Source organism: Nocardiopsis chromatogenes YIM 90109, from assembly GCF_000341185.1.
Lineage (GTDB): Bacteria > Actinomycetota > Actinomycetes > Streptosporangiales > Streptosporangiaceae > Nocardiopsis_A > Nocardiopsis_A chromatogenes.
The window spans coordinates 1-13,776 of record NZ_ANBH01000190.1 but is presented as its reverse complement, the minus strand read 5'-3'; the positions used below and the strand labels follow the sequence as shown (position 1 = coordinate 13,776).

Sequence of the window (13,776 nt, the reverse complement as noted above, 5' to 3'; positions counted from 1 at the left end):
GGCGCGGCCGCGCCCCTGGGCCTCATGGCGGGGCGCCTGCGGCGCGAGGGCGGGGTGCGGCGCGTCGTCGGGCTCACCCACGGGCACGAGGCGTGGTGGGCGCGGCTTCCGGGGACCCGCAGGGCGCTGCGGCGCATCGGGGACGGCGCCGACCACCTGACCTACATCGGCGGCTACACCCGGGACGCGATCGCGCCCGCCCTGTCGCCCGCCGCCCGCGAGCGGATGGCGCGCCTGGCGCCGGGCGTGGACACCGGCCTGTTCCGGCCCGGGGGAGACCCCTCCCAGGTGCGTGACCGCCACGGGCTGGGGGAGGGGCCGGTGGTGCTGAGCGCCTCCCGGCTGGTTCCGCGCAAGGGCGTCGACGTGCTGATCCAGTCGATGCCGTGGGTGCGGGCGCGCTTCCCGCACGCGCGGCTGCTGGTGGTCGGCGACGGGCCGGACCGCGAGCGGCTGGGGCGGCTGGCGGAGTGGACCGGTGTGCGGGAGGCGGTGGTCTTCGCCGGTCCGGTGGCGCACGGCTCCATGCCGCCCTACTACGCGGCGGCCGACCTGTTCGCCATGCCGTGCCGGACGCGCAGGCTCGGCTTCGAGGCCGAAGGGCTGGGCATCGTCTTCCTGGAGGCGGCGGCGAGCGGCCTGCCGGTGCTCGCGGGCTCGTCGGGGGGAGCCCCGGAGACGGTGGCGCACGGCAGGACGGGCTACGTGGTGGACGGCGGCGACGCCAAGGAGGTCGCCGAGCGGATCATCCAGGTGGCGGGCGCCGGCCCGGCGGCCAAGGCGATGGGCGAGGAGGGCCGCAGGCGCGTGGAACACACCTGGACCTGGCAGGGCGCCGCGGAGCGGCTTGAAGAGCTGCTGATGGACTGAGCGTCGGCCCCCGAGCGTTGGTGAAGTCCCGTGTTCGCGGCGAGAGCGTCCTCATCGTGCTCTACCCGGCGGACACAGGGGGAGCGACCCAATCACCACCTCGGAAGCGCCTACCCGCCCCGACCTTTGGCGGGCAGGGGGGAGGCATGATGAAGGGCATGGACAGGAACGACTTCTATGAAGAGGATGAACCGGCCGGGGAGGTCCTCAAAGCCTTTGAACGGGGTGAGAAGCGCCTGACCGAGCCGCCTGCTCTGGGATTCAACGCCCACCTGCATCTGCGTGACAGGCCGACCGTGGGCGAGACCGGGACCGTCCAGGGCGGCAACGTGGCCGAAGTGTGCTGATGGCGTCCCCGATCGAGGTTCAGTTCATCCTGTGTGCGATGCAGCGCTGACGGACCCCCTAGGTCTGTTTGCTTGGAGTCGGCTCGTTCGCAGGGGGCCGACTGCTCCACACGTCATTGCGGTTGTGCTCGAAACCCCCTGGGGCCGTGCCTATCAGAAGCTCCCGTTCGAGCTGGAGTTGTGCGGCCGAGAGACGGGCGGTCGGTCGTCCTACCAGTGGATGAGGGAACGCCTCAGCTTCGTCACGTGGGCGAGGGGGAGATCGGTCGCCCTCCCGGAATCGCCCCGGGGCGCTACCAGTGGCGCCTGAGCATCGGTGGGCAGGCGGAAGCGAAGTCGTTCGCCGCGCGCACCCAAGGGCCTCCTCGCTGGAGCGCGGTCGAAGACCGCCCTCTGAGGGCGGCCTTCGACCGCGCCCGCGCTCCTTCTGCCCCACTTCTCCCCTGGCGGACGGGTATGGACTACAGTGCGGCATGTCACCATGTAGTAGGACGACCAATTAAATCGGCGTCCCCGTGCGAGCTGGTAGGGAACGAAATGGCCGTTGAGCGCACGCTGCCCACCTCTGAGGCGCGAGACCTCCTCGAACTCGTCCGCGACCTGGCGGACAAGGAGGTCGCCCCGCGTGCGGCGGAGGGGGAGGAGAACGCCGCGTTCCCCCGCGACCTGTTCGCCCTGCTGGGCCGCTCCGGGCTGCTCGGGCTGCCCTACCCCTCCGCGTACGGCGGCGGCGACCAGCCCTACGAGGTCTATCTCCAGGCCGTGGAGGAGCTGGCGAGCGCCTGGCTCGCCGTCGGGCTCGGGCTCAGCGTGCACACCCTGTCCTGCTACCCGGTGGCGGCGTTCGGATCCGAGGAGCAGAAGGCCCGCCTGCTGCCGGACATGCTCGGCGGCGACCTCCTCGGCGCCTACTGCCTGTCCGAGGCCCACTCCGGATCCGACGCCGCGGCCCTGTCCACCCGGGCACGGGCCGATGCCTCCGGCTACACCGTCGACGGCTCCAAGTCCTGGATCACCCACGGCGGCCGTGCCGACTTCTACACCCTCTTCGCCCGCACCGGCGGCCCCGGGGCCTCCGGCATCAGCTGCCTGTACGTGCCCGCCTCCACCGGGGGAGTGGCCGCCGACGCCCCCGAGCACAAGATGGGCATGTCCGCCTCGCCCACCGCCGTCGTCCGCTTCGACGGCGCCCGCGTCGGCGCCGACGCCCTGGTCGGGGAGGAGGGCTCCGGGTTCTCCATCGCCCTGTCCGCCCTGGACTCCGGGCGGCTGGGCATCGCCGCCTGCGCGGTGGGCCTGGCCCAGGCCGCACTGGAGGCCGCCGTGGACTACGCCAATGAGCGCCACCAGTTCGGCCGCCCCATCGCCGAGCACCAGGGCCTGTCGTTCATGCTCGCCGACATGGCCACCAAGGTGGAGGCCGCCCGCGAGCTGTACCTGGCGGCCGCCCGCCGCCGCGACGCCGGGCGCCCCTTCGGAACCCAGGCGGCCATGGCCAAGCTCTTCGCAACCGACACGGCCATGCAGGTCGCCACCGACGCCGTCCAGGTGCACGGCGGCTACGGCTACACCCGCGACTTCCCCGTCGAGCGCTACATGCGCGAGGCCAAGGTGCTGCAGATCGTCGAGGGCACCAACCAGATCCAGCGGATGGTGATCGGCCGTGCCCTGACCGGCGCCCGCTGACCCCCGGGCGCGCCCGGACCCGCCCGACGTGCGACCGAACCGCGCCCGCGCGGCCGCAACCGGCCACGGGCGCGGCATCCGGTTTGCGGTGAGGAAAACAGATTCGTAACAGGGGGCCGCCGATCACTATTAAGGCGGGACATTGCCTGATACCACAATGGCGTGAGCCGATGTGGCCCACGGCACAGCGTGTCCCCACCCCCGATGGGCCCGCCCGTCCCTGAGGAGAGGAGGGGGCGGCGCGCCGCACGGATCGGGGCGGGTGGAGGCGCAACGTGGCGAGAGTCCGCTTGGACGGCGTGTACAAGATCTATCCGGACGGTACGCGCGCGGTCGACGACCTGAGCCTGGACATTGCCGAGGGCGAGCTCCTGGTCCTCGTCGGCCCCTCCGGGTGCGGGAAGACCACCGCACTGCGCATGGTGGCCGGGCTGGAGGAGATCAGCCGCGGCACCGTCGCCATCGGCGGGCGCACCGTCAACCGGGTGCCCGCCCGCGACCGCGACGTGGCCATGGTCTTCCAGAGCTATGCCCTCTACCCGCACCTGACCGTCCGCGACAACATCGCCTTCGGCCTGCAGCTGCGGCGCATGCCCAAGGCCGAGATCGCCGAACGGGTCGCCAAGGCGGCCGCCACCCTCGGCCTCACCGACCACCTCGACCGCAAGCCCCGCAACCTGTCCGGCGGGCAGCGCCAGCGGGTGGCCATGGGGCGGGCCATCGTGCGCAACCCCCAGGCCTTCCTCATGGACGAGCCGCTGTCCAACCTGGACGCCAAGCTGCGCGTGCAGATGCGCGCCGAGATCTCCCGCATCCAGCGCGACCTTGGCGTCACCACCGTCTACGTCACCCACGACCAGGTCGAGGCGATGACCTTGGGCGACCGGGTCGCGGTGATGAAGAAGGGCGTGCTGCAGCAGGTCGCCCCGCCCCAGGAGCTCTACGAGCGCCCCGTGAACCTCTTCGTCGCCGGGTTCATCGGCTCACCCGCCATGAACCTGCTCCAGGGCCGCCTGGAGGGCGACGGCGACGCCGCCCTCCTCCACCTCGGCGACCAGGCCCTCGGTGTCCCCCGCGCGCTGCTGGCCGAGCGCCCGGCGCTGCGCGGCTACCTCGGCCGGGACATCGCCGTGGGCATCCGCCCCGAGGACATGGACGACGCCGACCTGGACGGCCCCGCGGCCGCGGGCGCCTCCGGCGGCGGCGCGGCGGTGCTCTCCTCCACGGCCGACCTGGTGGAGGCGCTCGGCGCGGAGCTGCTGGTGCACTTCGCCGTCGCCGCCCCGCCCGTGGTCACCGAGGACACGCGCGAACTGGCCCGGGACGCCGGGGCCGACGACGCGCCCGCCCCCGGCGGCGGCGCGATGATCGCCAAGTTCAGCCCCCGCTCACGCGTGGCGGAGGGGCGGCCGGTGCGGATCCGGGTGGACACCGGGCGACTGTACTTCTTCGACCCTGACAGCGGTGCCGGGATCTGGGGGGAACCCGGGCGATCGGACTCCAGAGAGGTGGGCGATGACTGAACACGCGTGGAGGCTGCGCGGCGGCGTTGCCGTGGCCGCGGCGGGCGCGCTGCTGGCGGCCGGGTGCGCTCCCGGCGACGGCGGCGCCCCGGGCGGCGGGGACCTGCAGGGCGTGCAGCTGAAGGTCGCCGCCAAGTGGACCGGAGTGGAGCAGGACAACTTCGTCGAGGTGCTGCGCGGCTTCGAGGAGCAGACCGGCGCCACCGTCGAATACGAGCCCACCGGAGAGGACACCGGGGCCTACCTCGGCCCCAAGATCGAGGCGGGCGAGCCCCCGGACGTGGCGCTGCTGCCCCAGCCCGGACTGCTGGAGGAGTACGCCGCCCAGGACGCCCTGGTGCCGCTGTCCGGCGACGCCGCGGCCGCCCTGGAGGAGAACTACACCGACTACTGGCGCGACCTCGGCTCGGTCGAGGGCGAGCCCTACGGCATCCTGCTCAAGGCCGCCCACAAGTCGATCGTCTGGTACCGCCCCGAGGCCTTCGACGCCGCCGGGGTGCAGCCCCCGCAGACCTGGGACGACATGGTGGGCACCACCGCATCCACGCTCTCCGACGCCGGGGAGACGCCGTTCGCGATGTGCGGGGCCTCGGGCTGGACGCTCACCGACTGGTTCGAGAACGTCTACCTGTCCCAGGCCGGGCCCGAGAAGTACGACCGGCTCACCGCGCACGAGATCCCCTGGACCGATGAGTCGGTGGTCGAGGCGCTGGAGACCCTGGCCCAGGTCTGGGGCGAGGAGGACTACATGGCCGGCGGCACCGACGGCGCCGTGCAGACCGACTTCCCCACCTGCGTCACCCAGGTCTACGGGCAGCAGGACGCCGCCATGGTCTACGAGGCCGACTTCGTGGCCGCCAGCGCCGCCGAGGCCGGGGCGACCGTCGGCGAGACCGCCCAGGCCTTCCCCTTCCCCGCGGTCGGCGACGCGGCCCCGGTGGTCGTCGGCGGCGACATCGCGGTGGCCATGAGCGAGAACGAGGGCACCCAGGAGCTGCTGGCCTACCTGGCCTCGGCCGAGGCCCAGAGCACCTGGGCGGGGCTGGGCGGCTACCTGTCGGCCAACTCCCAGGTGGAGCCCGAGGCCTACGCCGACGACTTCACCCGGCAGCTCTCGCAGACCGTGCTGGACGCCGGGGAGGACGTCCGCTACGACATGTCCGACCAGGTGCCCAGCCGGTTCGGCGCCACCGAGGGCCGCGGGATGTGGGCCGTGCTCCAGGACTTCCTGCGCGACCCGGGCGACCCCGAGGCGGCCGCCCAAGACCTGGAGGACGCCGCGCAAGAGGCGTCCTGACCCGGCCGGGCCCGGCGGCCCCCGCACCCCGGGGCCGCCGGGCCCGCCGCCCCTTCGGCACCACGGACAACCGGAGAGGAGGGCGCGCGGCGCGTCCACCGGCGGGCCGCGCCGCACAGCGATGGCCCCCACCCCCCAGCCGCCGGACACAGGCGGCGCCGCCACCACCGCACACGGCCCCGGGGCCAACGAGCCGCCCGGGCCCGGGGACAACGGCCCCGGGGAACAGGAGCCCGGGCGCGCGGGAGCGCTGGGCCCGCCCGGCTGGATGGCGCTGGCCTTCCTGCTGCCCGCCCTGCTTTTCCTGGGCGCCTACATGCTCTACCCCATCGGGTTCTCCGTCTACCGGAGCCTGTGGGACGCCCCCGGCACCACGTTCGTGGGGCTCGACAACTACGTGCGGATGTTCACCAATCCGCCCACGTTCGTGGCGCTGCGCAACAACGTGGTGTGGGTGGTGGTCGCGCCCATCGCGGTCACCGTCGCCGGGCTGATCTTCGCGGTGCTCACCGAGCGCATCCGCTGGGCCACCGCCTTCAAGCTCGTGGTCTTCATGCCGATGGCGGTCTCCTTCCTGGCCTCGGGCGTCATCTTCCGCCTCGTCTATGAGCAGGACCCCGAGCGCGGGCTGGCCAACGCCGTCATCACCACCGTGCAGGACACCGTCGCCCCGGCCGGGGACTACCCCGACGCGGGCCCCCGCGAGGGATCGGGCGTGGTGGCCGCCGACGACGGCGGATACCGGCTCGAGGGGACGGTGCGGCCGGGAGGGCCGCCCCCGCTGGTGCCCCTGGTCGGCACCGCCGCCGACGAGCTGCCCGGCTCGGCCGAGCCCGCGCTGGAGCCCGACGCGGTCGCCCCCGACGCGGTCGTGGGCACCGTCTGGCTGGACTTCACCCCGGGCGGGGGCGGAAGGGAGGGGGCCGTCGACCCCGAGGAGCGCGGGCTGCCCGGCATCGGGGTGCGCCTCGTCGGCGCCGACGGCGCGACCGCCGCCACCACCGAGACCGCGGGCGACGGCACCTTCTCCTTCACGGGCGTGGCCGACGGCGCCTACACCGTGGAGCTGGACCCCCGCGACTTCACCGAGCCCTACGGGGGCGTCACCTGGCTCGGGCCGACGGTCGTCACCCCGGCCATCATCGGCGCCTACCTGTGGGTGTGGGCGGGCTTCGCCATGGTTCTCATCGCCGCGGGGCTGTCGGCGATCCCCCGCGACGCCCTGGAGGCGGCGCGGGTGGACGGCGCCACCGAGTGGCAGGTCTTCCGCCGGGTCACCGTGCCGCTGCTGTCACCGGTGCTGATGGTGGTGTTCGTGACCCTGATGATCTACGTGCTGAAGATCTTCGACCTGGTCTTCGTCATCGCCCCCGGGTCGGTGCAGGCCGACGCCAACGTGCTGGCGGTGGAGATGTGGCGGGTGGCCTTCGGCGCCAACGACCAGGGGCTGGGCAGCGCGCTGGCGGTGTTCCTGCTGGTGCTGGTCGTGCCCGCGATGGTGTTCCAGATCCGACGGTTCCGCCGGGAGAACTCATGAGCGACGACGCTGCGACCACGGCGCCCCCGGGGACGGGGCCGGACCCGCTGCCCGGACCCGACGGCGCCGAGGGGGCGCCCCGCCGGTCGGCGGCCGCGCGGGCGGCCGCCCGGCTGGGCTCGGGCGCGGTCCAGCTGGTCCTGGTGCTGATCGCGCTGTTCTGGCTGGTCCCCACGCTGGGCCTGTTCGTGTCCAGCCTGCGCACCCCGGCCGACAACGCCTCCTCGGGGTGGTGGACCGTGCTGGCCCGCCCGGCCGAGCTGACCCTGGAGAACTACGCCGGGCTGCTGGACAACCCGACCTTCGTGGGGTCGTTCTGGAACACGGTGCTGATCACCGTGCCGTCCACCCTGCTGATCGTGGCGATCGCCGCACTGGCGGGGTATGCGTTCGCCTGGATGGACTTCCCCGGCCGGGACTGGCTCTTCCTGGGCGTGGTGGGGCTGCTGGTGGTGCCCATCCAGGTGGCCCTGGTGCCGATCGCCCAGCTCTACGGCGGGGCCGGGATCTACGGGTCGATCACGGGTGTGGTGCTGTTCCACGTGGGGTTCGGGCTGCCGTTCGCGATCTTCCTGCTGCGCAACTTCTTCGCGGCCATCCCCCGGGACCTGCTGGAGGCGGCGCGGATGGACGGCGGGCGGGAGCTGACGATCTTCCGGCGGGTGATCCTGCCGCTGGGCGGACCGGCGATCGCCTCGCTGACGATCTTCCAGTTCCTGTGGGTGTGGAACGACCTGCTGGTGGCGCTGGTGTTCGCCGACGCCGCCAACCAGCCCATGACCAAGGCCCTGCAGGCCGAGATGCGCCAGTTCGGGGCGAACATCGACGTGATCGCCTCGGGCGCCTTCATCTCCATGGTGGTGCCGCTGGTGGTGTTCTTCGCCTTCCAGCGCTACTTCGTGCAGGGCGTCATGGCGGGCGCGGTCAAGTAGCGGCCGGGCGGGGGCGCCGTGCCCCCGCCCGGCCGCGGACCGGCTCCGGCCCGCCCGGCGACCCTGCGGGCCTCAGCGGTTGTCGGGGTGGCCGATGGCCAGGCCGCTGTCCTTGTCGAAGAAGTGGAGCTGGGTGACGTCCACCGACAGGTCGAGCGGCCGCCCGGGCCGCACCTCGCTGCGCGGGTTGACCCGCGCGGTGAACACCGACTTGTCGCCCGCCAGCGGGAGCTGCGCCGAGTCGGGGCCCTCGTCGCCGTCACCGGCGGCGTCGGCCGCCAGCGCCGCGGCCTCCTCGTGCTGCACCGGCGGGGCGTCGACGCTGAAGATCACGTTGATCTCGGTGCCCAGCTCCTCGGTGACGTCGGCGGACACCCGCATGTGCGCGCCCTCGTGCGGGGCGTGGGCGGCGTCGTCGAAGTCGGAGGGGCGGATGCCCAGGATCAGCTGGCGCCCGAAGTAGTCCTTGAGCCCGTCGCGGGAGGCCACCACCCCGGCGGGCACGTTGATGGTGTGGTCGGCGAACTTGATCACCGCGCCGTCGCCGTCGCGCTGCAGCTCGGCGCCGACGAAGTTCATCGCGGGCGAGCCGATGAACCCGGCGACGAACAGGTTGACCGGGTTGTTGAACAGGTTCTTGGGGGTGTCGACCTGCTGCAGGCGGCCCTCGCGCAGCACTGCCACCCGGTCGCCCAGGGTCATCGCCTCGACCTGGTCGTGGGTGACGTAGACGGTGGTGACGCCCAGGCGCTCGTGGAGCTGGTTGAGGGAGGCGCGCATCTGCACGCGCAGCTTGGCGTCCAGGTTGGACAGCGGCTCGTCCATGAGGAAGGCCTGGGGCTCGCGGACGATGGCCCGCCCCATGGCCACCCGCTGGCGCTGGCCGCCGGAGAGCGCGGCCGGCTTGCGCTTGAGGTAGGGCTCCAGGCCGAGCATCTCGGCGGCCTCCTGCACCCGGCGCTGGATCTCGGGCTTGGCCACCTTGCGCAGCTTCAGGCCGAAGGCCAGGTTCTGCTCGACCGACATGTGCGGGTAGAGGGCGTAGTTCTGGAACACCATGGCGATGTCCCGGTCCTTGGGCGGGCGGTCGTTGACCACCTCCTCGCCGATGACCAGGTCGCCGGCGGTGATCTCCTCAAGGCCGGCGATCATCCGCAGGGCGGTGGACTTGCCGCAGCCCGAGGGGCCGACCAGCACCATGAACTCGCCGTCGGCGATCTCCAGGTTGAGGTCGTCGACGGCCTTGACGCCGCCCGTGTAGACCTTGTCGACCCCGTCGAGGACGATTTTCGCCATGCTCGGGCTCCCGTGTCCGTGATTGACCGATCTCGTGATCGATCCGACCTGACGTTTCGATCACATCGAACACGATCGGCCGGTTCCTGTCGATAGCGGGATCGGTTTCGATCCGATTTCGGTCACCGTGGGGCGGGGGAGCGGAAGGGGCGGGGCGCGGGCGGTGGCGGGCGGGTGAGGACCTGTGGGTGAAGTGGCGCCGAATCGTCAGGGTGCGTTAGCCTGTCGGCGGTTGTCCCTTTCCGGACGCTTCGCGCGCCCGCGCCGGTCCGCTCCGGCGCCGCGGTCCCGACACGGGCGGCGGTGGTTGCAGCGGAGGGACCGGAGTCTGGGTAATCTACTGACCAGTCCAGCACTGGACGGACCGGTCGAGCGGTCCGGCGCGTGCCCCACCGGCCGCCGCACCACGCACCAGGTGCGCTCGGAGGGCGGGTAGGCGCCGGGGTTCCGCGACCGGGCGGGGGGTTGGACCCGGAAAAGGCCCGAACATCCAGTAGACAACGGTCTCCGCGCTCGCCGCCGACGAGACGGATCCGGTCCGAAGGGTGCTTTCGGGCCTTTTCCGCGTCCCCCCATACCCCGCCCCGACGGGGCGGCCGTCCGGGAGGACGCCCGCCGCACGGCGGAAAGGCGCGGGGAGGCCGGGGGACTCCGGGCCGCGGCACCCCCGCGCCGGGCGTCCTGCCCGGTCACGCGGCGGCGATCCCCCGGTCCTCCCCGGCCGCTCGACGGCCCGCGCCCGCCGGGCGCCCCCTGGGGCGCCGCAGAGGCGGGTGGTACTGTTGCGCCGTACCGGGCCGCAGGCCCCGGTACGCCATCCCCCTCTCCGCAGAGCAGACGTCCCGGCGTCGGCGGCCGACCGGCCGCGCGCCCTCCCCGGCCCGGCACAGGGCCACGGGGACGCAGGTGGAAAGCGAGCCGCACGTGGTAGCCGAGGGCACCCGCTCCGACGCCGAGGGCACCGGGCCCGCACCGCCGGACCCCGCCCCCTCCGCGCACGGCCCCCGCCCCGGCCGCACCGCCCTGCTGCGCGCCGCGGCGGCCGCGGCGGCCGGGCTGGCCCAGCTCTTCGCCCTGCCGCCCTACGGCCTGTGGTGGCTCGGCCCCCTCGCCGTGGCCCTGCTCGGATGGGCGCTGATCGGCGTCCGCCTCCGCCGCGCCGCCTGGCTCGGCCTGCTCTCCGGCGCCGTGCTCATGGTGCCGCTCATCCAGTGGCAGAACGTGTTCGGCGCCGACGTGTGGCTGCTCATCGCCGCCGCCGAGACCGTCTACTTCGTCCCCATGGCCATGGGCATCACCGCCGTCTCGCGGCTGCCCGGATGGCCCGTGTGGACCGCCGCCGTGTGGGTGCTGCAGGAGGCGGTGCGCGCCCGCTTCCCGCTCGGCGGATTCCCCTGGGGCAAGCTCGCCTTCGCCCAGCCCGACACCCCCTTCTCCGGCTACGCCGCCCTGGGGTCCTCGCCGCTGGCCTCCTTCGCCGTGGCCCTGAGCGGCACCCTGCTTCTGGCCGCCGTGCTCGGAGCGGTCCGCGCCCGCGCCCACGGGGTGGGCCCGCGCGCCCTGGCGGTGCCCGCCGCCCTGCTGGCCGGGGCGGTCGCCGTCCCCCTGTTCGGCGCCGCGGCGCCCCGCATCGCGGCCCCGGCCACCGACGACACCGTCACCGTCGCCCTCATCCAGGGCAACGTGCCCAACGTCGGCGAGATGGACATCCTCGGCGAGCGCATGCAGGTGCTCCAGAACCACGTCGACACCGTCGAAGAGCTCGCCGAGGCCGTGGACGCCGGTCGGGCCGAGCGGCCGGACCTGGTCGTGCTCCCCGAGAACGCCAGCGACCTCGACGCCTACGCCGACCCCGAGGCGGCCGCCCTCATCGACCGGGCCGCCGAGCGCATCGGCGCGCCCCTGCTCTTCGGCATCACCCGCTACAGCGACGACGGCACCGAGCGGGAGATCCGCAGCGTGGTGTGGACCCCCGGGGAGGGGCCGGGCGGCCACTACACCAAGCGCTACCTGGTGCCCTTCGGCGAGTACATCCCCTACCGGGACTTCTTCACCCGGTTCGTCAGCCGCCTCCGGCAGGTCGGCAGCGACGGGGTCCCCGGGACCGAGCCGGGCGCCCTGCCCATCGGCGGCACCACGCTGGCCACCGCCATCTGCTTCGACGTGGCCTTCGACAAGCCGCTGCGCGAGGCGGTCGCCGAGGGCGGTCAGATCATCGCCGTGCCCACCAACAACGCCAACTACAACTTCACCGGCCAGTCCGACCAGCAGCTCGCCATCACGCAGCTGCGGGCCGTGGAGCACGGCCGCCCCGCCGTGGTCGCCGCCACCAGCGGGGTCAGCGCCTTCGTCGACCCGGACGGGTCGGTGGCCTACCGTTCGCCCGAAGCCGAACGCGCCTGGCAGGTCGCCGAGCTGCCCGCGAAGGAGGGGCTGACCCCCGCCACCCGGCTGGGCGCCCTGCCCGAGGCGGCCCTGTCCGCCCTGGCCCTGGGGGCCCTGGCCGGTGCCGCCGTGGCGGCGCGCCGCCGCCGGGCGGCCGGCCGGGCGGCCGCGCCGCAGGGTGAGAACCGGGTGTGAGCCGGGCGCGGGTCCGCCCGGTGCGGGAACGCCGCGCCGCCCGCAAGCGTTGTCCCAGGCGAAGACCGCGACGCCGAGGATGGTGCCCATGCCCCTGCTGATCGTGTTGGCGCTGATGGCGCTGCCGTTCGCCGAGATCTGGCTGATGATCGCGGTCGGCGGCTGGATCGGCGTGCCCTGGACCGTCGCCCTGCTGTTCGCGTTCACCGCCGTCGGCGTGCTGGTGCTGCGCCGCGCCGGAACCCGCGCCTTCCGCGAGTTCGAGGAGTCCCTGCGCGTGCAGGCCCAGGCCTACCGGGACGCCGGGGGCGACCCGCGGGCCATGGCCGAGGCGCTGCGCCAGGGGGACTCGGCCCGCTCCCGCGACGGCATGCTGAGCGCCCTGATGCTCATGGTCGGCGGCATCCTCCTGCTCATCCCCGGGTTCATCACCGCCGCCGTGGGCGGGCTGCTGGCGCTGCCCTTCACCCGCCCGGCGCTGCGCTGGGCCTTCTCCGCCTGGGCCGACCGCCGCGCCCGCGCGATGGGCGTGACCGTGGTGCCCGGCTCGTTCGCCCCTTCCGGCACCGGTGCGCCCGGGGCCTCCGGAGACGGGGCGGGGCGTTCCCCCGGCAGCGGCAAGGTCATCCGGGGCCGGGTCGTCGACCCGGGCGAGGAGCCCGGCACCGCGGGCTGAGGACCCGCCGGAACCGCCGCCCGGAGCCCCGGACCGCCCGCCGGACGGGCGAACCAGGCGTTTCAGGGGTGTCCCCGGCGCATCCACTTGTGGCTCGGGGGACAATTGAGGCGTGAGCAACGAACCGCGGTGGAACTACCTCATGGACATGGACGGGGTGCTGGTGCGCGAGGAGCACCTGGTCCCCGGCGCCGACGCCTTCGTCTCCGAGCTGCGCGACAGCGGCATCGGATTCATGGTGCTGACCAACAACTCCATCTACACGCCTCGGGACCTGCGGGCGCGCCTCAAGCGCACCGGCCTGGACATCCCCGAGGAGTCGATCTGGACCTCCGCACTGGCCACCGCCCGGTTCCTGGACGAGCAGCGCCCCGGCGGGTCGGCCTACGTGGTGGGGGAGTCGGGGCTGACCACGGCCCTGCACAACGTCGGCTACGTGCTGACCGACCGCGACCCCGACTACGTCGTGCTGGGCGAGACGCGCACCTACAGCTTCGAGGCGATCACCCGCGCCATCCGGCTGGTGGAGAACGGGGCGCGGTTCATCGCCACCAACCCCGACGAGAAGGGCCCCAGCCAGGAGGGCTCGCTTCCGGCCACCGGCGCCATCGCCGCCCTGATCGAGCGGGTCACCGGGCGCGACCCCTACTACGTGGGCAAGCCCAACCCGCTGATGATGCGCTCGGCGCTGCGCGCCATCGGCGCGCATTCGGAGTCCACGCTGATGATCGGCGACCGGATGGACACCGACGTGCGGTCGGGCCTTGAAGCGGGCCTGAAGACGGTCCTGGTGCTGTCGGGCATCTCCGACCGGGACACCGCCGACCTGTTCCCCTACCGGCCCACCAAGGTGATGAACTCGGTGGCCGACCTGGTGGGCATCACCGCCGACCCCTTCGGCACCGGAGGCGCCGGCTCCGGGTGACCGGCCGCCCCGCCGCCCCGGCAGGGCAGCCCCGGCAGGGCCGCCGGGGCGGGCCGCGGCGGACGGGGACACGCGAAGGGGCGGCGGCCCGGTCAACCGGGCCGCCG

The 13,776-nt window shown here is 73.6% G+C and carries 11 protein-coding genes; 10 read left to right on the top strand and 1 reads right to left on the bottom strand.

Going from position 1 to position 13,776, the window contains the following annotated elements; genetic code table 11:
• From D476_RS0118580 to D476_RS0118550, 7 genes are all read left to right on the top strand, one after another.
• Positions 1-870 (top strand): glycosyltransferase family 4 protein (locus tag D476_RS0118580; protein WP_017625436.1); only part of this gene is annotated, 870 nt, incomplete at its 5' end.
• A gap of 158 nt (positions 871-1,028) precedes the next feature.
• On the top strand, positions 1,029-1,217 hold the full coding sequence (locus tag D476_RS0118575) for a hypothetical protein (protein WP_239648754.1): 189 nt from the start codon (positions 1,029-1,031) through the stop codon (positions 1,215-1,217).
• A gap of 537 nt (positions 1,218-1,754) precedes the next feature.
• The gene (locus D476_RS0118570; protein WP_017625434.1) at positions 1,755-2,903 is read left to right on the top strand and encodes an acyl-CoA dehydrogenase family protein; all 1,149 of its coding nucleotides are present in this window, start codon (positions 1,755-1,757) and stop codon (positions 2,901-2,903) included.
• Positions 2,904-3,178: 275 nt separating this feature from the next.
• Complete coding sequence (locus D476_RS0118565) at positions 3,179-4,426, top strand: ABC transporter ATP-binding protein (RefSeq protein ID WP_026123637.1); 1,248 nt, start codon at positions 3,179-3,181, stop codon at positions 4,424-4,426.
• Positions 4,419-5,723, top strand: coding sequence for an ABC transporter substrate-binding protein (locus tag D476_RS0118560; RefSeq protein WP_017625432.1), 1,305 nt, complete (start codon positions 4,419-4,421; stop codon positions 5,721-5,723). The genes D476_RS0118565 and D476_RS0118560 overlap by 8 nt, the downstream gene beginning before the upstream one ends.
• A 121-nt stretch (positions 5,724-5,844) precedes the next feature.
• Entirely contained in the window at positions 5,845-7,260 is a 1,416-nt protein-coding gene (locus tag D476_RS0118555) for a carbohydrate ABC transporter permease (RefSeq protein WP_017625431.1), read from the top strand.
• On the top strand, positions 7,257-8,192 hold the full coding sequence (locus tag D476_RS0118550) for a carbohydrate ABC transporter permease (protein ID WP_017625430.1): 936 nt from the start codon (positions 7,257-7,259) through the stop codon (positions 8,190-8,192). The genes D476_RS0118555 and D476_RS0118550 overlap by 4 nt, the downstream gene beginning before the upstream one ends.
• 72 nt (positions 8,193-8,264) lie before the next feature.
• On the opposite strand, the gene D476_RS0118545 is transcribed toward D476_RS0118550, so the two are convergent.
• A complete protein-coding gene (locus D476_RS0118545) occupies positions 8,265-9,488 on the bottom strand; it encodes an ABC transporter ATP-binding protein (RefSeq protein WP_017625429.1) in 1,224 nt (407 codons plus the stop codon).
• 924 nt (positions 9,489-10,412) lie between these two features.
• Here D476_RS0118545 and lnt point away from each other — a divergent pair.
• The 3 genes from lnt to D476_RS0118530 all read left to right on the top strand — a co-directional run bounded on the left by lnt (position 10,413) and on the right by D476_RS0118530 (position 13,669).
• Entirely contained in the window at positions 10,413-12,068 is a 1,656-nt protein-coding gene (lnt, locus tag D476_RS0118540; RefSeq protein WP_017625428.1) for an apolipoprotein N-acyltransferase, read from the top strand.
• An 88-nt stretch (positions 12,069-12,156) separates the two neighbouring features.
• Positions 12,157-12,744 carry an FxsA family protein gene (locus D476_RS0118535; protein ID WP_017625427.1) on the top strand — a complete coding sequence of 196 codons (588 nt, stop codon included), beginning with the start codon at positions 12,157-12,159 and terminating at the stop codon, positions 12,742-12,744.
• 142 nt (positions 12,745-12,886) lie between these two features.
• Complete coding sequence (locus D476_RS0118530) at positions 12,887-13,669, top strand: HAD-IIA family hydrolase (RefSeq protein WP_040726630.1); 783 nt, start codon at positions 12,887-12,889, stop codon at positions 13,667-13,669.
• The last annotated feature ends 107 nt before the right edge of the window (positions 13,670-13,776 follow it).